The 22,647-nt window shown below is 42.6% G+C and carries 12 protein-coding genes; 10 read left to right on the forward strand and 2 right to left on the reverse strand.

The features are described from left to right. The first annotated feature begins 350 nt into the window (after positions 1 to 350). The 3 genes from NQ505_RS10335 to meaB all read left to right on the forward strand — a co-directional run bounded on the left by NQ505_RS10335 (position 351) and on the right by meaB (position 8,493). On the forward strand, positions 351 to 6,086 hold the full coding sequence (locus tag NQ505_RS10335; protein WP_009000364.1) for an alpha-2-macroglobulin family protein: 5,736 nt from the start codon (positions 351 to 353) through the stop codon (positions 6,084 to 6,086). 236 nt (positions 6,087 to 6,322) lie between these two features. Beyond that, positions 6,323 to 7,390: a DUF1573 domain-containing protein gene (locus NQ505_RS10340; protein WP_032853795.1), complete on the forward strand. Its 1,068-nt coding sequence runs from the start codon at positions 6,323 to 6,325 to the stop codon at positions 7,388 to 7,390. A gap of 11 nt (positions 7,391 to 7,401) precedes the next feature. After that, a complete protein-coding gene (gene meaB / locus NQ505_RS10345) occupies positions 7,402 to 8,493 on the forward strand; it encodes a methylmalonyl Co-A mutase-associated GTPase MeaB (protein WP_009000366.1) in 1,092 nt (363 codons plus the stop codon). An 86-nt stretch (positions 8,494 to 8,579) separates the two neighbouring features. On the opposite strand, the gene NQ505_RS10350 is transcribed toward meaB, so the two are convergent. After that, positions 8,580 to 9,500: a DMT family transporter gene (locus tag NQ505_RS10350; RefSeq protein ID WP_009000367.1), complete on the reverse strand. Its 921-nt coding sequence runs from the start codon at positions 9,498 to 9,500 to the stop codon at positions 8,580 to 8,582. A gap of 122 nt (positions 9,501 to 9,622) precedes the next feature. Between NQ505_RS10350 and NQ505_RS10355 the strand changes: the two genes are divergently transcribed. The 7 genes from NQ505_RS10355 (at position 9,623) to NQ505_RS10385 (ending at position 21,092) form a co-directional block, all read left to right on the forward strand. After that, positions 9,623 to 10,477 carry an AAA family ATPase gene (locus NQ505_RS10355; RefSeq protein WP_009000368.1) on the forward strand — a complete coding sequence of 285 codons (855 nt, stop codon included), beginning with the start codon at positions 9,623 to 9,625 and terminating at the stop codon, positions 10,475 to 10,477. Then, entirely contained in the window at positions 10,455 to 11,471 is a 1,017-nt protein-coding gene (locus NQ505_RS10360) for a DUF4435 domain-containing protein (RefSeq protein WP_009000369.1), read from the forward strand. Before NQ505_RS10355 ends, NQ505_RS10360 begins: the two co-directional genes overlap by 23 nt. Positions 11,472 to 11,508: 37 nt before the next feature. Beyond that, entirely contained in the window at positions 11,509 to 12,849 is a 1,341-nt protein-coding gene (locus NQ505_RS10365) for a mechanosensitive ion channel family protein (protein WP_085938580.1), read from the forward strand. A 26-nt stretch (positions 12,850 to 12,875) separates the two neighbouring features. Continuing rightward, positions 12,876 to 13,772, forward strand: a complete 897-nt coding sequence (locus NQ505_RS10370; protein WP_009000371.1) for an AraC family transcriptional regulator — start codon at positions 12,876 to 12,878, stop codon at positions 13,770 to 13,772. A 350-nt stretch (positions 13,773 to 14,122) separates the two neighbouring features. Beyond that, a complete protein-coding gene (locus NQ505_RS10375; protein WP_009000372.1) occupies positions 14,123 to 16,837 on the forward strand; it encodes a TonB-dependent receptor in 2,715 nt (904 codons plus the stop codon). A gap of 43 nt (positions 16,838 to 16,880) precedes the next feature. Next, positions 16,881 to 18,089, forward strand: a complete 1,209-nt coding sequence (locus NQ505_RS10380; RefSeq protein WP_009000373.1) for a hypothetical protein — start codon at positions 16,881 to 16,883, stop codon at positions 18,087 to 18,089. A gap of 192 nt (positions 18,090 to 18,281) precedes the next feature. Beyond that, the gene (locus NQ505_RS10385; protein ID WP_032853796.1) at positions 18,282 to 21,092 is read left to right on the forward strand and encodes an ATP-binding protein; all 2,811 of its coding nucleotides are present in this window, start codon (positions 18,282 to 18,284) and stop codon (positions 21,090 to 21,092) included. A gap of 99 nt (positions 21,093 to 21,191) precedes the next feature. Here the strand turns inward: NQ505_RS10385 and NQ505_RS10390 are convergent, their stop codons facing one another. Continuing rightward, positions 21,192 to 22,631, reverse strand: coding sequence for an NADH-quinone oxidoreductase subunit N (locus NQ505_RS10390; RefSeq protein WP_009000375.1), 1,440 nt, complete (start codon positions 22,629 to 22,631; stop codon positions 21,192 to 21,194). Between the last annotated feature and the right edge of the window lie 16 nt (positions 22,632 to 22,647).

Genomic DNA, 22,647 nt, shown 5'->3' on the forward strand with positions numbered 1-22,647 from the left:
ATCTGCAACGGTATCTTGCACTGCTTCAAATGCTTGTATATCAGTTAACTATCGCTGGTTTAGTGTAAGGTGCAAGATACTTTTGCATTTATGAACTTGTAAGAGATAGGTGAATCTTATTGCAGAAGATAAACTTTTCAATTAAATAATAAACCGAGTGGCAGTTTTGGGACTTTTTATTTTATTCCAGAGCGAGTTGATTAATAGGCTAATGTTTATACAATATGGTATGGGGCTGATAGCTTGATAAAAGCTTTTTTTAAGCTAAAAAGTACAAATCTTTAAACTTTATTTCCTTACTTTGTTATTTATAAGAGTGAGACTTATAGCAAACTTAAACTAGAAAGATTATGAAAGTAAAGCAAATTTGTATGATGGTGCTGCTATGGTTGGGAGTGATTCCGGCGGTACAGGCACAAACTTTCGACAAATTATGGAAAGAAGTGGAGCAAGCGGAGAAAAAGAGCTTGCCTAAGACTGTGATAAAACTGACTGATGAGATTTATCAGAAAGGGGAAAAAGAGAAAAACTCTCCACAAATGCTCAAAGCATATACGTGGCGGATGAAATATCGGGAAATGTTGAATCCCGACAGTCTTTACGCTGATTTGAAAGGACTGGAACAATGGGTGAAACAGACTGACCAACCAATGGATCGCGCCATCCTACACTCTTTGATAGCGGGAATCTATGCAGATTATGCAGCCAGCAATCAGTGGCAACTCCGCCAACGGACAGAAATCGTAGACCAGACACCTGCTACCGATATGCGTGAATGGACAGCCAATATGTTCATCGAAAAAGTGCGGACAAATATAAAGGAGGCATTGGCCGATTCTGTATTGCTGCTCAAAACGTCCTCACGCGGCTATATTCCTTTTGTAGAACTGGGGGAAACGAGCGAATACTATCACCATGATATGTATCATTTATTGGCTTCCCGTAGCATTGAAGCACTGCAACGGGTGGAAGAATTGAGTAACAGGATTACTAATGACGGTACTGTGAATCCGGTCAAACAAGATATAATAGCTATTTATGGGAATATGATTCCCGCTTATAAAGCAACCGGATTAAAAGAAGGTTATGTGTTGACAGCACTTAACTACCTGGAATGGAGATGGAATGCTGATCGGAATATTCGACCTCTGCAGGCTAAGGGCGAACTTCCGGTACTGACGGAAGATACTTATCTGAAAGCTTTGAACACATTGAAAAGCAAGTATGCTTCCGAACCGATCTGTGCCGAAGTCTATTTGGCAGAAGCCCGGTATACTATTGGAAAACAACAGCAGCTCAATGCATTGCAGCTTTGCGATGGGGCAATCCGCCTTTATCCAGGCTATCGCAGAATCAATGCTTTGAAGAATCTTCGGGAAGAGATATTGGCTCCTTATTTGAATGTTAATGCATCCGATTTGGCTTTTCCGAACGAAGAGATAGAATTAAGGGTCTCACACAAAAATCTGGATGGTTTCACTGTCCGTCTTTATCAGGCGAAGAAACTGATAAAGGAACAACATTACGCTGTGCTTCGTCCGAAAGATTATCGGACGCAGGACACTGTGTTTACATTCAAAGCTCCTGAACTTGGATCTTACGTGATGCGTATCATACCGGATATTCGTGCGAAGAGAGATAGTGAAAGCAAGTTTGATGTAACACGTTTCAAAGTGCTGACGTGCCGTCTGCCGGACAAACAGTATCAAGTGGTGACGCTGGATGGACAGACAGGGCATCCCATTCCCCATGCGAAAGTGACGATGTACAGTAATGACGAAAAAGTGTTGCAGGAGTTTACGACAAACGAAGAGGGTAAGGTCGTATTTCCCTGGAAATCCGAATACCGCTATCTGAAAGCTTCCAAGGGGACGGATACGGCAATGCCGAAACAAGGCATTTATGCAGGAAGTTACGGATATTACGGCGACGAAGATAAAGTGACTGAAAATATGACTTTATTGACCGACCGTTCTTTGTATCGTCCCGGACAGACTGTGTATGTGAAGGGAATTGCTTATTCTCAACAATCGGATACGGCGAATGTACTTCCGAACAAGGAATATACGGTGACTTTATTGGATGTAAACAATCAGGAAGTAGGGCAGAAGTCGGTACGTACCAATGAGTTCGGTTCGTTTACCACCGATTTCGCATTGCCTTCGGCCTGCCTGAACGGAATGTTCTCTTTGAAAGCGGGAAGAGGCCGTACGAGCATCCGGGTGGAAGACTATAAACGTCCGACATTTGATATCACTTTTGAAAAGCAACAAGGAAGTTACAAACTGGGTGATGAGGTACAGGTGAAGGGTAAGGTACAATCTTATAGTGGTGTGCTGCTTCAGGATCTTCCGGTGAAATATACGGTAAAACGTTCTGCATACAGCCTTTGGCGGTTTGCGGAATCTGTGCAGATTGCTTCCGGTGAGGTGATGGCCAATGAAAATGGAGAATTTACGATACCGGTTCGTTTGCAGGAAAGTGACTCTTATAAGAATAATGATAAGGTATATTATCGTTATTCCATTGAGGCCACTGTTACCAACGTGGCAGGTGAAACACAATCTTCTACGGACGTGATTTCGGCAGGAAACCGTTCGTTGGTTTTGCAGGTGGAATTGCAAGATAAGACTTGCAAGGATCAACCGTTCGAAACAATATTTAAAGTACAGAACCTGAATGAACAACCTGTGGAGGTGAAGGGGAATTATTACTTGTACCCTGCCAAAGACAAGGACTTTAAGCAGCTGGAAGAGAAACCGGTTGCAACGGGAACCTTTACTTCTAATGAAGACATGATGCTCGACTGGAAGAATCTTCCATCGGGACCTTATGTGCTGAAAGCATCAGTGAAAGATAATCAGGGCAAGGAAGTGACTGCTGACACCAACACGATTCTTTTCTCTGTTGAGGACAAACGTCCGCCCATAGAAACGACGATGTGGTTCTATGGTGCAAATACGGAATTTGATGCTGCCCATCCGGCCGTGTTCTGTTTCGGTACGTCGAAAAAAGATGCTTATGTGATGATGAACGTATTTTCCGGTGATAAATTGCTGGAGAGCAAGACGTTGAATTTGTCAGATACGATTGTCCGTTTCGAGTATCCATATCGGGAAAGCTATGGGGATGGTGTCTTTGTGAATCTCTGTATGGTGAGGGACGGACAGGTTTATCAGGAACAGGTGCGGCTGACCAAACGGATTCCTGACAAGACACTGACTATGAAGTGGGAAGTGTTCCGTGATAAATTGCGTCCGGGACAAAAGGAAGAATGGAAACTGACGATTAAAACGCCGCAAGGACAGGCTGCCAATGCGGAAATGCTGGCAACGATGTATGATGCCTCCTTGGATAAAATATGGAATCGGCAACAGAATTTCCAAATCTATTATAACCAGATTGTCCCATATTCTAACTGGATGAGTGGATATTCCGGCAATAATTCATTCAACTACTGGTGGAATACGAAGAGTCTCAAAGTGCCATCACTGGAGTATGACCATTTTGTGATGCTATCGGACTATTATAATAATGGAAGAGATTTGGGTGAAGTAATAGTGAGAGGATATGGCTCGACGAGAAAGTTGACGGTGACAGGTAGCGTTTCGACATTGGACGTTGCAACTTTAAGGAGTAATGCGCCAAAGATGAAATCGGCTATGGCTGCTGATGCCATGACTAATGTTGAATTTCAATCGGAAATGATACCCACGGGAGAAAAAGCGGATGAGGCATCTGACAACGAAATGCTTCCCGAAGCATCTGCTGACTTGCGTACCAATTTAGCAGAAACAGCATTCTTCTATCCTCAACTTCGCACCAATGAACAGGGAGAGATCTCTTTCTCTTTCACGATGCCCGAAAGTCTGACGCGTTGGAACTTCCGTGGATATTCTCATACAAAGGGAATGTTGACGGGAACATTGGATGGCGAAGCTACCACAAGCAAAGAATTTATGCTGACTCCTAATCTCCCTCGTTTTGTGCGTGTGGGTGATAAGACTTCTCTGGCAGCTTCTATCTCTAATATGACTGGTAAGCCGCAAGCCGGAACGGTCAGTCTGGTCCTTTTTGACCCGATGACAGAGAAGATTATCAGTACACAAAAACAGAAATTCAGCCTTGCTGCCGGGAAGACAATGGGTGTGGACTTCCAGTTTACCGTTAGTGATAAATACGAAATAGTGGGATGCCGGATGATTGCCGACAGTGGTACTTTCAGCGATGGAGAACAACAGTTGCTTCCGGTTCTTAGCAATAAAGAGCATTTGGTGGAGACACTTCCAATGCCAGTGCGTGGAGAAGAAACCCGTACTTTCTCACTCGATCATCTGTTCAATCAACAAAGTAAAACAGCCACAGATCGTAAACTAACTGTTGAGTTTACAGGAAACCCGGCTTGGTATGCCGTTCAGGCATTGCCTTCATTGAGTCTTCCGACAAGTAATAACGCTATTTCCTGGGCTACTGCCTACTATGCCAATACATTGGCTTCGTTTATCATGAACAGTCAGCCGAAGATCAAAGCGGTATTTGAAAGTTGGAAACTGCAAGGAGGTACGAAAGAAACGTTCTTGAGCAATCTGCAAAAGAATCAGGAAGTGAAGAATATCATTTTGTCCGAGTCTCCCTGGGTGCTCGAAGCACAGACGGAAGAGCAACAGAAAGAGCGCATCGCCACCTTGTTTGATTTGAATAACATTCGTAGTAATAATATCGCAGCTTTGACTCGATTGCAGGAGTTACAAAACTCAAACGGGGCATGGTCTTGGTATAAAGGAATGAACGGCAGTCGATCTGTAACTACCTATATCGCCGAACTGAATGCCCGTCTGGCTATGCTGACAGGTGAGAAATTAAGCAGATCGGCTCTTTCCTTGCAACAGAAGGCTTTCGCTTACCTTCATCAATCAGCTTTGGATGAGTATAAGGAAATCCTGAAAGCACAGAAAGACGGTGTGAAGTTTACTGGCGTTTCGGGTAGTATTCTGCAATATTTGTATCTCATCGCTATTTCGGGAGAGCAGGTACCCGCAGTCAATAAAGCAGCTTATACCTATTATCTTTCTAAGGTAGGAGAATTGCTTACCTCCCCTTCAATGAATACAAAAGCGATTGCCGCCATTGTGCTTGATAAAGCCGGACGCAAGAAGGAAGCGCAGGAGTTTGTTGCTTCTCTGAAAGAACATCTGACGAAGACAGATGAACAGGGAATGTTCTTTGCTTTCAACGAGAATCCGTATACATGGGGCGGAATGCAGATGCAGGCTCATGTAGATGTGATGGAAGCGCTGGAACAGACAGGCGGCAATAACGATACAGTGGAAGAAATGAAACTTTGGTTGTTGAAGCAAAAGCAGACACAACAGTGGAATTCTCCGGTAGCTACTGCCGATGCAGTATTTGCATTGCTGATGAAGGGTGCTAATTTACTCGACAATCAGGGAGATGTACGGATTGTGATAGCTAATGAAGTGCTGGAAACTGTTAGTCCAAGTAAAACGACTGTTCCTGGATTGGGATATATCAAACGTTCTTTCACACAGAAGAATGTGGTGGATGCCCGCAAGATTGAAGTGGAAAAGAGAAATCCGGGTATTGCCTGGGGAGCTGTGTATGCAGAATTTGAATCTCCTGTGAGTGACGTGAAACAACAGGGCGGTGAATTGAATGTTGAGAAACAGTTGTATGTGGAGCGTACGGTGAATAACGTGCCTCAATTGCAGCCTATTACTTCCAAAACGGTTCTTCAGGTAGGTGATAAAGTCGTTTCCCGTTTGACCATCCGCGTAGACCGTCCGATGGACTTTGTACAGTTGAAAGATCAGCGGGGAGCTTGTTTCGAACCGATCGGCAGTATCTCCGGTTATCGTTGGAACAATGGGCTTGGCTATTACGTAGACATCAAAGATGCATCGACTAATTTCTTCTTTGATCATTTAGGAAAAGGTGTATATGTGTTGGAATATAGTTACCGTGTCAGTCGTGCAGGAACTTACGAAACAGGTTTGGCAACTATGCAGTGTGCTTATGCGCCGGAATACGCTTCGCATTCTGCTTCGATGACAATTATTATTAAATAGTTCCGGCAGGGGATTTTTATTCTCACCGACGAGCGAGGCGTTCCTCACCGATGAAAAGGGGGTTCCTCACCGAGGAAGGCATCCTTCGTCGGTGAGGAACTTTGTTCTTATAAACAGGGGCTTATAAGGACTGCTATTAAGTAAAGTCTTTTCCCAATCTGTGTTAATCTGTGTAATCTGTGGTGAAAAACTCATCTAAAACCCCTACATTTGTGCACCAAAATAAAAAATATCGCATGAAACGTAGTTTACTATCTATATTAACTTTGCTTACTGTCGCTTTGGCAGCCGTTGCCCAACCGCGTATCTCTTCAAATAAAGAGACACATAACTTCGGACAAATAGAATGGAAACGTCCGGTGACTGTGGAATATACCATCACTAACACGGGAAACCAACCGTTGGTGCTGACCAACGTCACGACCTCTTGTGCCTGTGCCGTGGCCGACTGGACGAAAGAACCGATTGCTCCCGGAGGAAAAGGAACAGTAAAGGCTACTTTTGATGCAAAGGCATTAGGGCATTTTGAGAAGTCGGTAGGCATCTATAGCAATGCCAGTCCGAGTCTGGTTTATTTGAAGTTTACCGGCGAAGTAGTACAAGAAATTAAAGATTATACCAAGCTGCTTCCTCATGTCATTGGAAATATTCGTTTAGATCGTGATGAGTTTGCTTTTCCTGATGTCTATCGCGGACAACAACCTTCATTGACTTTTAGCATCGCCAATCTTTCCGATCGTCCTTACGAACCGGTGTTGATGCACCTGCCTCCTTATCTGAAAATGGAAGCGGAACCTAAAGTGCTGTTGAAAGGTAAGAAAGGAACTGTTAAACTGACACTGGATGCAAGCCAGTTGAAAGATTATGGATTGACACAAACATCCGTTTATCTTTCCCGTTTTTCCGGTGATAAGGTGAGCGAAGACAATGAAATTCCGGTTTCGGCTATTCTTCTTCCCGACTTCTCACGTATGACAGAAAAAGATTCTCTGAACGCTCCTGCTATGCATATTTCGGAAACGAATATTGATCTTAGTATCCCGTTAATAAAGAAGAATAAGGTAAGCCATGATATATTGATTGCCAATTCCGGAAAAACTCCGTTAGTTATCAGTAAGTTGCAGGTATTCAATTCATCGGTAGGAGTGAGCTTGAAGAAGACTGTCCTTCCCCCGGATGGAATGACGAAACTTAAAGTGACCATTCGTAAGCGTGACGTAGGTAATAAGAAACATCATTTACGTATCTTGATGATAACGAATGATCCGTTACGCCCGAAAGTTGAAATCAATATCAAACGCTAAATCCTATTGTTATGGAACATCCTGAAAATAGTGAAGAATATAAGGGACTTGTTGTCAATAAAGGCATTGAGCAACCCTCATCTGTGAATCCCTACTTAAAGCGGAAACCTAAGAAACGCCAACTTTCAGTAGCAGAGTTTGTAGAAGGTATCGTAAAGGGTGATGTCACTATATTGAGTCAGGCTGTGACATTGGTGGAAAGCGTAAAGCCTGAACATCAGGCTGTCTCGCAGGAAATCATCGAGAAATGTCTGCCATTTTCCGGCAATTCGGTTCGGATTGGTATCAGTGGTGTTCCCGGTGCGGGAAAGAGTACGTCGATAGATGTATTCGGTCTGCATGTACTCGAAAAAGGGGGCAAACTGGCAGTATTGGCTATCGACCCCAGTAGTGAACGCAGTAAAGGCAGTATCCTGGGAGATAAAACGCGTATGGAACAGCTTTCCGTACATCCTAAATCGTTCATCCGCCCTAGTCCGTCAGCCGGTTCATTGGGAGGAGTGGCACGTAAAACACGTGAGACGATTATTCTTTGTGAAGCTGCCGGATTCGATAAGATTTTTGTGGAGACCGTAGGAGTGGGACAGAGTGAAACGGCTGTTCACTCGATGGTCGATTTCTTCCTGTTGATTCAGTTGTCCGGTACGGGAGATGAATTGCAAGGGATTAAGCGTGGTATTATGGAAATGGCGGACGGTATCGTTATCAATAAGGCTGATGGAGATAATTTGGAACGTGCCAAGTTGGCAGCCACTCAATTCCGTAATGCATTGCATCTGTTTCCTGCGCCTGAATCCGGGTGGACTCCCAAAGTATTAACTTACTCCGGCTTTTATAACCTGGGAGTGAAGGAGGTCTGGGACATGATTTACGAATACATTGACTTCGTGAAAGGAAACGGCTATTTTGAATATCGCCGCAACGAACAAAGTAAATACTGGATGTATGAAAGCATTAATGAACAACTTCGTGACAGCTTTTATCATAATCCGAAGATTGAAGCAATGCTCTTAGAAAAAGAACAGCAGGTATTGAAAGGTAACCTGACTTCGTTTATAGCTGCAAGAAGTCTGCTCGATACTTATTTTGAGGATTTGAAATAGCTTTAATTATAATGAGATTCTAATCTATTAAAGAATACATTTTGTATAAAAGGGTAGAAAGACTAGGTGTCTTCTACCCTTTTATACTATGAATGAAGTTTTTCCGCTTTTTCAAGATCAGCCCTTGATTTACTCTGTGTTACGATATACACTCCCAGGAATACGAGCGCGATAGCGATTCCTTTCTCCCAGCCGAAACTTCCGATTCCCATAGTAATTGCTGCAATTGTAGCCACAATCGGTTGCATATAGTTGTACATACTGACTACTGTCGGACGGAGAAGTTTCTGTGCAGTCATGATACAGAGATAAGCGAGGAAACTGCCTCCTAATACAACATAAAGTACCTGTAGAATGGCAACTGTGGAAATTGAAGCCCATTGAATAGTAGAAATATCGTAATATGAAAACGGTATATAACATATTGAAGCGTATATAAACATCCACTTATTAATTGTTACTGCCGAATATCGTTGAGACAATCCTTTGAATACAGTCAGGTATATAGAGAAGCTGATTTGTGCAACGAGACAAAGTAAGTCACCAATCAGGCTTCCGTTTCCGTTATTTCCCGCCTGACTGCTCACAATGAGAATGAGTGCTCCCATAGCCCCTACAAAAATTCCCAGTACTTTCTTATTTGTCACCGGCTCTTTTAAATAGATAGCTGCTACAACCATGGTCACAATCGGTAGAGTGGTGGTCACGATAGAAGCATCAATAGGTGAGGTCATAGAAAGCCCGAAGATAAATACTCCTTGGTTGAATACTAACGCAAACAATGAAGCGAAGAAAATCTTCAGCATATCACGATGATCCACATGTTCCTGTTTGCAAAATATAGAGAGCAGCCAGAAAGCTGCTGCTGCTCCCACCATACGGAACGTGGTAACTGAAATAGCGGAAAACTCTTGAAGAGCCGACTTACCGATGGGAGACATCAATCCCCACATGACGTTTGCTGTAAGTGCAAACAGATGACCATGCAGATTCTTACTTTTGTCCATGTTGATGCTATTTATTTTACATTATTTCTGATATCATTAACAAACAAGTAGAGAAAACGGTTGCAAAGGTAGCTTTTTATCGTATGATTTGTTTATATTTGCCTTGATTAAACTTGAATATTATGGAACAACAGGCCAATTATATCCGTCGTATCGAAATACACGGACTATGGGAACGCTTTAATATAGGATGGGATTTGCGTCCCGATGTGAATATCCTCTCCGGCATTAACGGAGTGGGGAAGACTACCATTCTGAACCGTTCGGTGGGATATCTCGAGGAACTTTCCGGTGAAATGAAAAGTGACGAGAAAAACGGAGTGCGGCTTTTCTTCGACAATCCCCAGGCAACCTATATCCCCTATGATGTGATCCGGAGCTACGACCGTCCCTTGATTATGGGAGACTTCACAGCCCGTATGGCAGACAAGAATGTAAAGTCTGAACTGGATTGGCAACTCTACCTGCTGCAACGCCGCTATCTTGATTATCAGGTGAACATAGGCAATAAGATGATCGAAATGCTTTCCAGCGACAATGAAGAGGAACGTCGCAAGGCAACCACATTGTCTGTAGCTAAGCGCCGCTTTCAGGATATGATTGATGAACTATTCAGCTATACACGTAAAAAGATAGACCGGAAGCGGAATGATATTGCTTTCTATCAGGATGGCGAACTATTGTTTCCCTATAAACTATCGTCCGGCGAAAAGCAAATGCTGGTTATTCTGCTGACCGTACTTGTGCAGGACAACAGCCACTGCGTACTGTTTATGGATGAGCCGGAAGCATCCCTTCACATAGAATGGCAGCAAAAACTGATTGCCATGATACGTGAACTGAATCCGAATGTGCAGATCATCCTGACCACTCATTCACCTGCCGTCATTATGGAAGGTTGGCTGGATGCCGTGACAGAAGTAAGCGATATATCTACCAATATAAATCAAACAAATGGCAACTTCACTACGAGATAATCTGACTTCTTCCTATTTCAATGCCGCCCATAAGCTTTATCCGAAGAAAGCCCGCCGACGTATCATCGCTTATGTAGAAAGCTATGATGACATTGCTTTCTGGCGCACATTGCTTGAAGAATTTGAAGATGATGAACACTATTTCCAAGTGATGCTTCCTTCGGCCACCTCCCTGGCAAAAGGAAAAAAGATGGTGCTCATGAACACGCTGAATACAGCCGAATTGGGGAGAAGCCTGATTGCATGTGTAGACAGCGACTATGATTTCCTGTTGCAGGGAGCTACTAATACCTCCCGTAAAATCAACCGGAACAGATATATTTTTCAGACTTATACCTACGCCATTGAAAATTATCATTGTTTTGCCGAAAGCCTTCACGAGGTATGCGTGCAGGCCACATTGAACGACCGTTCCATCCTGGATTTCAATTCCTACCTGAAGCGGTACTCCGAAATTGTATATCCACTTTTTCTCTGGAACGTCTGGTTCTATCGCCAACGGGATACTTACACCTTCCCGATGTACGATTTCCATACCTATACTTCTTTGCGTGAGATTAATCTCCGGTATCCGGAAAAGAGCCTGGAATCACTCCAACAACGGGTTAACCAGAAGTTGGCAGAGTTGAAAAAGAAATTTCCTCATAACATTAATCAAGTAAACGGACTGCAGGCTGAATTTAAAGAACTGGGTTTGGTGCCGGAAACTACCTACTTGTATATGCAGGGACACCATGTGATGGATAATGTGGTAATGAAACTCTTGATTCCGGTCTGCACCGTATTACGCCGTGAACGGGAACAGGAAATCAAACGACTGGCCGAACACAATGAACAATTCAGAAACGAACTGACTTGTTATCAGAACAGTCAGGTAAATGTGGAAATCATGCTCAAGAAGAATGTAGCCTATAAAAGGCTCTTCCATTACGATTGGCTGCGGCAGGATATCAGTGAATATTTAGAAGAAGGAAAAAATAAACAGAAATCATAAATAAAAGAAAAACTAAAAAAGAGAGAGAAGATTGCTTATGAAAGAAGTAAAGGAAGTAGTTGACACTGTGAGTGTAGCATTGGCAAATGGACAGCCGGAAGAAGCAGGTAATGTAATGATGCAAGAAGTAAACCATGCTTTGCTTTCGATGGGAGTAGATGAAGTCTGGGCGGATAAGATTGATAACTTTATCATCTTATTGTGCATAATTGGAATCGCTTTACTAGCCAATCTGATTTGTCGCAAGATTATTCTGCGTACTGTAGCCAAATTGGTGAAACAGACGAAAGCAACTTGGGATGATATTGTATTTAATGATAAAGTGATGCTGAATATCAGCAGATTGGTAGCACCTATTTTGATTTATATATCTATTCCTATCGCATTTCCCGAACATGCGGACTCCGGTTTGCTGGACTTCCTTCGCAGACTTTGCATGATTTATATCCTGGCAGTCTTTCTTCGCTTTGTCAGTGCGCTGTTCACAGCCGTTTACCTCGTATATAGCGCACGTGAACAATATAAGGACAAACCTTTGAAGGGACTTTTGCAGACAGCACAAGTCGTTCTCTTCTTTATAGGAGCCATTATTATTATCAGTATCCTGATAAAGCAAAGTCCGGTGGTATTGCTGACCGGACTGGGAGCTTCCGCTGCCGTTTTGATGTTAGTATTCAAGGACAGTATCATGGGATTTGTCTCCGGCATCCAGCTTTCCGCCAACAATATGCTGAAAGTGGGTGATTGGATCACGATGCCGAAATACGGTGCGGACGGTACGGTAATAGAGGTAACGTTGAATACCGTAAAAGTGCGTAACTTTGATAACACCATCACTACCATTCCCCCTTACCTGTTGATTAGTGACTCTTTCCAGAACTGGCAGGGAATGCAGGAATCCGGCGGACGCCGTGTGAAACGTTCCATTAATATAGACATGACCAGCGTGCACTTCTGTACACCGGAAATGTTGGCAAAATACCGGAAGATACAACTTTTGACGAACTATGTGGATGAAACGGAAAAGGTAGTAGAAGAATATAATAAGGAGCATCACATCGACAACTCCGTATTAGTGAATGGACGCCGGCAAACAAACCTGGGAGTTTTCCGCGCCTATCTGACTAATTATCTGAAAAACCTGCCTACCGTCAATCAGGATCTGACCTGCATGGTACGCCAGCTCCAACCTACCGAAACCGGTATTCCGTTGGAACTTTACTTCTTTTCTGCCAATAAAGTATGGGTTGCCTACGAAGGTATACAGGCAGATGTTTTCGATCATGTGCTTGCCATTATTCCCGAATTCGATCTGCGTGTCTTCCAGAATCCGTCAGGAGCAGACCTCCATCGGATAGGGGTAAAGATAGAAAACTAATCAAACGCTTATAAATTACTATTGCTATGACTACACCGTTATCCAACCAGATTATCCGTGAAATCACTCCTTTATCAGATAAGGATTGCTTTTACATTGCGGAGCGTTATAAAACGGAATTCACTTATCCTATTCACAATCACTCCGAATTTGAATTGAACTTCACCGAAAAGGCTGCCGGAGTGAGGCGGATTGTAGGAGATTCTTCCGAAGTGATCGGTGACTATGATCTGGTGTTGATAACGGGAAAAGACCTGGAACACGTCTGGGAACAGAACGACTGTCGTTCTAAAGAGATACGGGAGATTACCATCCAGTTTTCTTCCGATCTTTTCTTCAAGAGCTTTATCAATAAGAATCAATTCGACTCTATCCGCCGGATGTTGGATAAGGCACAAAAAGGACTTTGTTTTCCCATGTCTGCCATACTGAAAATTTATCCGTTGCTGGATACACTTGCTTCCGAGAAACAGGGGTTCTATGCAGTCATCAAGTTTATGACGATACTGTATGAGCTTTCTCTCTTTGAAGAAGAAGCCCGTACATTGTCCAGTTCGTCTTTTGCCAAGATAGATATTCATTCGGACAGCCGCCGTGTGCAAAAAGTGCAGGAATATATCAATGAACATTATCAGGAGGAAATACGTCTGGGACAATTGGCTGATATGGTGGGAATGACGGATGTGTCGTTCAGCCGGTTCTTCAAACTGCGTACCGGAAAGAATTTATCTGATTATATCATTGATATTCGTTTGGGTTTTGCTTCCCGGTTGCTGGTAGATTCTACCATGTCTATTGCCGAGATTTGTTATGAGTGCGGTTTCAATAACCTTTCCAATTTCAACCGTATCTTTAAAAAGAAAAAGAGTTGTTCGCCCAAAGAGTTTCGTGAGAACTACCGGAAGAAAAAGAAATTAATTTAGTGATTGGCGAGGGGATAGAGACCGGTTGACGCTAGTCCCCCTCCGGACTCCGTTTTTTCTGCAAAGGAAGCCTCTGAAGATGCTCTGGACGAGGGCTTGTGCCAGCGGCTTGTCACAGTTGTGCCACTACGTTGTCACTGTTGTGCCATTGCGATGGCACAGTTGTGCCAGCGGGTTGGCATTGCCTGTCATAAGCAGGAAAGGAAATAAAGATAGCAATGAAAGGAAATTCCATGTAGAAGCAATGAGATTGCAATGCTTATTTCAATAGATTGTATTTTCTTCGTATTATCATCGTAACATTTACGCTCTACCTTTGCCGATGTAATTTAAACGTAGAGTAAAGTTCGATGAAAAAGCCATTTCTATTAAGATTCTCTGTTGCAGTCTTCTTCAGTATCGTATGTGTACTTTCCGCATTGGCTGCTAATATAAAGGTGAAAGGAGCTGTGAAAGACAAACTTTCCAAAGAACCTCTGATCGGAGCTACTATCCGGCTGATAGGCACTCAAGCCGGAGCCGTTACCGATATGGATGGTAATTTCGAGTTGAATGTTGCCGGTGTTTTGGAAGGTATGTATGACGTCGAGATCAAATATGTAGGCTACAAGACAGAAGTGCGCCGTAAAGTACGTGTGGAAAATGGAAAGCTGGTGATTTTGAATCTGGAACTGGAAACAGATGCACAAGAACTTTCCGACGTGGTGGTAGTAGCCAAAAAGAACCGGGAAAATGAGAATATGCTGTTGCTCGAACAGCAGAAAGCAGTGATTGCCGTGCAATCCGTCGGCGTCAGGGAACTCTCCCGCAAGGGTGTTTCGGATGCAGAAGGTGCCGTGACTAAAGTTGCCGGAGTATCTAAACAAGACGGGGTGAAGAATGTCTTTGTCCGTGGATTGGGAGACCGTTACAATGCAACTACGTTCAATGGATTCGCTCTTCCTTCCGAAGATCCGGAATATAAGAATATCTCTCTTGATTTTTTCGGTACGGATATAATCCAGTCTGTAGGCGTAAATAAAGCATTCAACGCAGGAGGCAGCAGTGATGTTGGAGGGGCAACCATAGATATTGTATCCAAAGAACTGATAGGTAGCGGTCATCTGGGATTCGGCATTTCCGGTGGCTTGAACACACAGACTGTAGCGGCCGATTTTCTGAAACAGGATGGAGTGAACTTTATAGGCTTTGCCAATCGTACCGAACCTGTGGATGAAAACTCATGGAACTTCAAAAATAAGTTAGACCCTTCCGGTCAACATCTCCAGATCAACCGGAGTTATAGCATTTCCGGTGGCAAACGATTCTATGTCGGCGAAGACAAAAATCCGCTTTCTTTCTTCCTGACTGCCGGACATACGACGGACTATCAGTATACGGATGAAATCATACGTAATACAACTACCAGCGGTACGATATACAAAGATATGAATGGCAAGAAGTATACGGAGAATATCAGTCAGCTGGCACTTGCCAATGTTGATTTCGATATGCAGAACCGTCATCATATCAGTTATAATTTTATGATGATTCATGCTAATACTCAATCAGTGGGCGATTACAATGGTAAGAACTCTATTTTTAGTGACGACTATGAAAACCTCGGATTCACCCGTCGTCAACAGGCGAATGACAATATGTTGATCGTTAATCAGCTGATGACTAACTGGGGATTAACCAAATCGTTAAGTCTGGATGCAGGTGCTTCCTATAACATGGTGAAAGGTTATGAACCGGACCGTCGTATCAACAACCTGACCAAAGCCGAAAATGGATATACATTGCTTAGAGGAAACTCGCAACAGCGCTATTTCTCAACTTTAGACGAAAACGATCTGAATGTAAAAGCAGGCTTGGTCTATCGTCTGAAAGATGATATGGAAGAGATATCAAATGTCCGTTTCGGATATGCAGGCAGATTCGTTGATGATAACTTCAAAGCTACGGAGTATAACCTGACGGTAGGGCATGTTTCTACCATTCCTTCTTTGGATGGCTTCTCGCTTGACGATTATTATAATCAGGAAAACTTTTCTTCCGACTGGTTTAAGATACAGAAGAATATAGATGAATATACAGTAAAAAAGAATATTCATTCCGCTTATGCCGAAGCTACCTACCAGTTTACTTCCCGTTGGATTGTGAATCTGGGATTGAAATATGACAAGGTGGATATTGAAGTGGATTATAATGTAAATCGTGGAGGCTCTAAAGGAAACAATACCATTCAGAAAGATTATTTCCTGCCCAGCTTGAATCTCAAATACAATCTGAATGAGAAAAATTCGCTTCGTCTGGGAGCCAGCAAAACGTATACGCTGCCGCAGGCAAAGGAAATATCTCCTTACCGTTATGTCGGTGTGAACTTCAACAGCCAGGGTAACCCCAATCTGAAACCTTCGGATAATTATAACCTTGATCTGAAATGGGACTTTAATCCCACTCCGACCGAATTGATTTCTCTTACGGCTTTTTATAAACTTATCAAGAATCCAATATCCCGCATAGAAGTGGCAAGTGCCGGAGGTTATCTTTCTTATGAGAATATAGCAGACAAAGCAACCGTAGCCGGAGTAGAAGTGGAAATACGTAAGAATCTGTTTGTCCGTCCGGTGGGTAATGCCGCAAATGGAATAAATAAACTCTCTTTAGGATTGAACGGCTCTTATATCTATACGAATGCAAAAATGCCTTTGGCAACCGTCACTACCGGTTCGCAACTGGAAGGAGCTGCACCGTGGATTGTCAATTTCGATCTCTCACATAACTTCACGAAGGGTAAGCGTAGCTTTGTCAATACATTGGTACTTAATTATGTGAGTGATAAGATATATACCATTGGTACACAAGGTTATCAGGATATGATGGAGCAGGGAATCCTGACACTGGATTTTGTGTCTCAAGCTAAACTCAATAAACATCTCTCACTCAACCTGAAAGCTCGTAATCTGCTGAATCCCTCGTATAAGTTAAGTCGCAAAGCGAACGAAAACGGGGAGAAAGTGATACTGAATGATTATAAGAAAGGAATAAATATAAGCCTGGGTGTGTCGTGTACATTCTAAGCCGGGTGATGAAATAAGATTATTAACTAATAATGAAAGCAAAATGAAAAGATTGTTTGTGAACTTTATGACATTTGCCGTTATGGCAACAGCACTTACATTGACTGCATGTAGCAGTGATAGTGACGGAGACGGCGATGGTAACGGAAATGGTGGAAACAATGGCGGAACAGGTAGCTCTATCGTTGTGGGTGAAAATATCCTGTCCGGAACGCTGACCGGAGAGCAAACGTTGGAAGCTAAGGAATATATTCTGAACGGAACAGTCGTGATTGAAGACGGAGGACGTCTGAATATCCCTGCCGGAACAACGATTAAAGCTCGTGAAGGTTTCAGCAGTTATCTGCTGGTAGCACAGGGTGGTAAACTTTATGCTGACGGTACCGCTGCCAAGCCAATCGTTTTCACGGCCAACTCAACAAGTCCTACATCGGGTTATTGGGGAGGAGTCATTATCAACGGTAAAGCTCCGATCTCCGGTTCGAATGCAAATAAGAGTGATACTGGCTTGACGGAAATCGACAATAACTATAAATATGGTGGTAGTGTCGATAATGATAATTCCGGTTCATTGACTTATGTGAAAATCTGCTATGCCGGTGCCCGCTCTACAGCAGATATCGAACACAACGGATTGACGCTGAACGGTGTTGGAAACGGTACCAGGATTGAGAATATCTATATTCTTGAAAGTGCGGATGATGCCATCGAATTCTTTGGCGGTACAGTGAATGTAACGAACCTGTTGGCTGTAAACCCGGATGATGATATGTTCGACTTTACTCAAGGATATTCCGGTACATTGAAGAACTGCTATGGTGTTTGGGAAAGCGGTTATACCAGTACAGAAGCAGATCCGCGCGGTATTGAAGCAGACGGTAACCTGGACGGTATCTATCCCGATCATCTGCGTCAATCGGACTTTACGGTTGAGAACATGACGATTGTAAATAATGCTGCAAATACAACGGACAATGTAGACCGTATGCAGGATGTGATAAAAATTCGTCGTAAGGCAAAAGCTACTATTACGAATGCTCTCGTTAAAGGTTCAGGTGGTACAATTGATCTGATTGATATGAATGACGGGAAAGACGACGGAAATGCGGCGTCCACTATCAGCATAACGAATACCCTGCAATATAGAACCAAATTGAATGGTACATTGAATACATTTACCGAGCCAACTACTAACACAGGTGCAGATGCATCCCTGTTCACTTGGACCGGATATAATTTCTCCTCATTATAATTAAGATATAGATTAGCGAGGTTTATTTTTTTTAATAGGAGGTATGGGAGAATTTGTAACAAACAGATTCTCCCATATTCGATTTGTTTGTTTTCGTAATCTTTTTTTTGGTTTTTTATTTGCTCCTTTATGGTATGAATGATTGCCTTTTTCGTATATTTGTCAACCTATTATCTTACAATGATACAAAATATGCAAACAGACAACGAGCGATACAAAAAGATGGCTTCTCTTGCACAGATTGGCTGGTGGGAAGCGGATTTAACAGCAGGATATTATTTATGTTCCGATTATCTTTGTGATCTTTTGGGGTTGGATGGTAATACTATCTCTGCTTCGGATTTTTTGAATCTGATACGTGAGGATTACCGCAAACAGATTGCCAGGGAATTCCAGGCAAATACTTCTATCCATAAGGACTTTTACGAACAAACTTTCCCTATTCATTCAAAATATGGCGAGGTCTGGTTACATACCCGTCTGGCTTTTCGTGAGAAAGGTACAGGAGCTAATGGAGGTGATAAGTCCTTCGGAGTAATCCAGTGTGTTGAGGCTCCTATGGAAGAAGATCAAAGGGATGCATTGAGACGTGTGAATGACTTGCTTCGTCGTCAGAATTTTGTTTCACAGTCGCTGCTTCGTTTTCTCCGTGATGAAGAGGTTGATTCCTGTATAGCAGATATTTTAAAGGAAATTCTAAATCTATATAATAGAGAAGGCCGTGTTTATATTTTTGAATATGATGAATGTCATACTCATCATAGTTGTACTTATGAGGTGGTTTCTGAAGGAGTATCAGCGGAGAAAGAGACTCTTCAAAATATACCTATCAGTCAATCGAAATGGTGGAGTGAACAGATATTAGCTGGTAAACCTATTGTTCTGGATACCTTGGAACAGCTTCCTGAAGAAGCAGCCGATGAGTATCAGATACTTGCTGTCCAAGGAATTCGATCTTTGATGGTTACTCCTTTGATGGCAGGTGACTATGTTTGGGGATATATGGGTATTGATTTGGTGAAAAATTACCATGACTGGACTAATGAGGATTTTCAATGGTTCTCTTCATTGGGAAATATTATAAGCATTTGTATTGAGTTGCGTAAGGCTAAAGACAAGGTAGCTCGTGAACAGACTTTCCTGAATAACCTGTTTCATTTTATGCCGATGGGATATATACGTATGTCCATTATCCGTGACGAGAATAATGAACCTTGTGATTATCGGGTGACGGACGCGAATGAGGTCAGTTCAACCTTCTTTGGTCATCCTTTAGAATCCTACATTGGTTCATTGGCATCTGAAAAGCATTCTGATTATCTCCAAAAAGTTGATTTCCTGAAAGAAATTTTGGGGAGTAACTCTTATAGGGAGAAAGATGAGTATTTTGCTAGGACGGAACGATATACGCATTGGGTTATTTATTCTCCCGGAAAGGATGAAATAGTCGGTTTGTTCCTTGATTCTACGGGATCGGTGCAGGCTAACCGGGCATTGGACCGTAGCGAAAAGCTCTTTAAGAATATCTTTGCTAATATTCCGGCAGGGGTAGAAATCTACGATAAGGACGGCTATTTGATGGATCTGAATAATAAAGATCTGGAGATATTCGGTGTAGTGAATAAATCAGATGTGATAGGGATTAATTTTTTTGAGAATCCGAATGTTCCGCAGAGCATTCGTGATCGTGTGCGAAATGAAGATTTGGTGGACTTCAGGCTTAATTATTCTTTTGAACAAATAGGAGGATATTATAAAACAAGCCGTTCTAATGTAATAGAACTATATTCAAAGGTTAGTAAGTTGTATGATAATGAGGGCAACTTCAGCGGATATATTTTAATAAGCATTGACAATACGGAACGAATTGATGCAATGAATCGTATCCGTGATTTTGAGAATTTCTTCCTGATGATATCCGACTATGCCAAGGTAGGTTATGCTAAACTGAATCTTTTGAACCGGAAAGGATATGCCATTAAACAGTGGTATAAGAATTTGGGTGAGGAAGAAGATATTCCTTTGAGCGAGGTTGTGGGAGTTTATGGCAAAATGCATCCGGAAGACCGTAAACGTTTCTTTGATTTCTATGACGAAGTCAAGAAGGGAAAAAGGAGGCATTTTCAAGGAGAAGTGCGTATTCGTCGTCCCGGAACAAAGAATGAATGGAATTGGGTGAATAGTAATGTAATGGTCACTAACTATAAACCGGAAGAAAACGAAATAGAAATCATTGGTATCAATTATGACATCACAGAACTGAAAGAGACCGAAGCCGAACTGATTCAGGCACGCGATAAAGCGGAGATGATGGATCGTTTGAAAAGTGCTTTCCTTGCAAACATGAGTCATGAAATCCGTACGCCGTTGAATGCTATTGTTGGTTTCTCCGATTTGTTGGTGGAAACTGAAGACGTGGCAGAACGTCAGGAGTATATTAAGATTGTACGTGAGAATAATGATCTATTACTGCAACTTATTTCGGATATACTCGACCTCTCGAAGATTGAGGCTGGTACGTTTGAATTTACTAATGGAGATGTAGATGTAAATCTGTTGTGTGAGGATATTGTCCGCTCGATGCGTATGAAAGCGAAAGAAGACGTGGAACTGGTGCTCGATAATCCTCTTCCGGTCTGTCATGTCATTAGTGATCGCAATCGCATACATCAGGTGATCTCTAACTTTGTTAATAATGCAATGAAGTTTACCTCCGAAGGGAGTATTCATGTCGGATATGAACTAAAAGAAGGAGAGTTGGAGTTTTATGTCAAAGATACAGGAATCGGTATTGAGAAAGAGCAGTTACCGCATATTTTTGAACGTTTTGTAAAGCTTAATTCTTTTGTGCACGGTACAGGATTGGGACTTTCTATCTGTCAAAGTATCGTAGAACAACTGGGTGGACGTATTGGCGTTGACTCTGAAAAAGGAAAAGGATCACGGTTCTGGTTTACTATTCCCGGAGTAATTGTGACGGAAGAGATGAGTTGTGCCCAGTAAAGGGGCAATTTAATATATAAAAGAAACGGTCTTGGTTTTTATGTCGATTGATGCTGACATGAAACCAAGACCGTTTCTTATGTTATAGAGGTAGTTCGTTTATATTCCGAACGACAATTTATCGATAGACTGATATACGATGCTTGCGATGCCCAGTCCGATGATACCCAGTGTGCAGAGTGCTAGTCCCCATTTCGTGCAGCGGTCGCTGCGGAAAGTAGGAATCGGGCTATCGGAAGGAGTGATATACATTGCTTTTACAATCAACAAATAATAGTATAATGAAATCACTGTATTTATCAATGCAATGAATACCAGCAAGTGGAAACCTGCATCGAAAGCAGCCATGAAGATAAAGAACTTCGAGAAGAATCCGGCAAACGGAGGGATACCTGCCAATGAGAACAGAGACAGAGTCATCAGGAAAGCAATTTTGGGATTCGTTTTATAAAGTCCTGCGTAATCTTCGAGCGTGAATTTCTGACTGCGTAATGCCACGATAGTAATCACGGCAAATACTCCGAGGTTGGCAGCAGCGTACACTAATACGTAATATACCAAAGCTGTCATGCCTTGTGCCGTACCTCCGATAACGCCCAACATAATGTATCCCGCTTGTGAAATACTGGAGAACGCCATCAAACGTTTCAGGTTCTGCTGACGGACAGCAAATATATTGGCAATCGTGATAGAAGCGATGGTTACCCAATAAAGTACTTCCTGCCAGTCATTAATCATTGGAGCGAATACTTTGATAAGTACAGCCAATAAAACAAATGCAGCCGATCCTTTGGATATAACGCTCAAATAAGCGGTAACTGCACTCGGAGCACCTTCGTAAACGTCTGCTGTCCATAAGTGGAACGGAACCAATGATAATTTGAATGCCATTCCTGCAAAGAAGAATACAAATGCCATGATCTGCAACGGATTTCCGTCAATATGGGCAGGAAGGTCATCGAAATAAAGAGTACCGGCAGAACCGTAGATCATTGACAGGCCGAACAACAGTAATGCACTGGAGAAAAGAGCTGTCAGAATGTATTTGGCTCCTGCTTCGGCAGAGTTATGACGGTATTTGTCAAAGGCAATCAGCGCTGCCATCGGGATAGAAGCAGTTTCCAGTCCGATGAAGAACATCAGGAAGTGTCCGGCAGAAATCATGAGGTACATACCAAACAAGGTAGAGAGTGTTAGTACATAGAATTCTCCTTGCTTGAATGAAGTATCTTCTCTTTTCATCCATTCGTGTGCCATCAGGAAAACAATCAGTGTGCCGACGTTCAGGATGGATTTAACCACTGTGTGCATCGGTACATAATGATACATACCGCCGAATGCATCGGCAGCAGTCCCCGGAATTAAGTTGATAGCTGTATGGATAGCCATCAGAATAACGGGTAACATTGTGTTCAGGCGTGCTTTCCCACCATTTTTGTGTGCATCCGGACTCATGAAGAGGTCAGCTAGAAATAGCAGCACCAGGACAGCTATGAGCGACAGCTCTTCTCGCATATATAGAAATTGTGAATAATCCATATTTACAAATTAATAA

Source organism: Bacteroides sp. D2 (assembly GCF_025147085.1).
Classification (GTDB): Bacteria; Bacteroidota; Bacteroidia; order Bacteroidales; family Bacteroidaceae; genus Bacteroides.

Excerpts from the sequence above, each read along its gene's own strand:
- NQ505_RS10335 (WP_009000364.1), top strand. The coding sequence starts at position 351 with ATGAAAGTAAAGCAAATTTGTATGATGGTGCTGCTATGGTTGGGAGTG.
- NQ505_RS10340 (WP_032853795.1), top strand. The coding sequence starts at position 6,323 with ATGAAACGTAGTTTACTATCTATATTAACTTTGCTTACTGTCGCTTTG.
- meaB (WP_009000366.1), top strand. The coding sequence starts at position 7,402 with ATGGAACATCCTGAAAATAGTGAAGAATATAAGGGACTTGTTGTCAAT.
- NQ505_RS10350 (WP_009000367.1), bottom strand. The coding sequence starts at position 9,500 with ATGGACAAAAGTAAGAATCTGCATGGTCATCTGTTTGCACTTACAGCA.
- NQ505_RS10355 (WP_009000368.1), top strand. The coding sequence starts at position 9,623 with ATGGAACAACAGGCCAATTATATCCGTCGTATCGAAATACACGGACTA.
- NQ505_RS10360 (WP_009000369.1), top strand. The coding sequence starts at position 10,455 with ATGGCAACTTCACTACGAGATAATCTGACTTCTTCCTATTTCAATGCC.
- NQ505_RS10365 (WP_085938580.1), top strand. The coding sequence starts at position 11,509 with ATGAAAGAAGTAAAGGAAGTAGTTGACACTGTGAGTGTAGCATTGGCA.
- NQ505_RS10370 (WP_009000371.1), top strand. The coding sequence starts at position 12,876 with ATGACTACACCGTTATCCAACCAGATTATCCGTGAAATCACTCCTTTA.
- NQ505_RS10375 (WP_009000372.1), top strand. The coding sequence starts at position 14,123 with ATGAAAAAGCCATTTCTATTAAGATTCTCTGTTGCAGTCTTCTTCAGT.
- NQ505_RS10380 (WP_009000373.1), top strand. The coding sequence starts at position 16,881 with ATGAAAAGATTGTTTGTGAACTTTATGACATTTGCCGTTATGGCAACA.
- NQ505_RS10385 (WP_032853796.1), top strand. The coding sequence starts at position 18,282 with ATGCAAACAGACAACGAGCGATACAAAAAGATGGCTTCTCTTGCACAG.
- NQ505_RS10390 (WP_009000375.1), bottom strand. The coding sequence starts at position 22,631 with ATGGATTATTCACAATTTCTATATATGCGAGAAGAGCTGTCGCTCATA.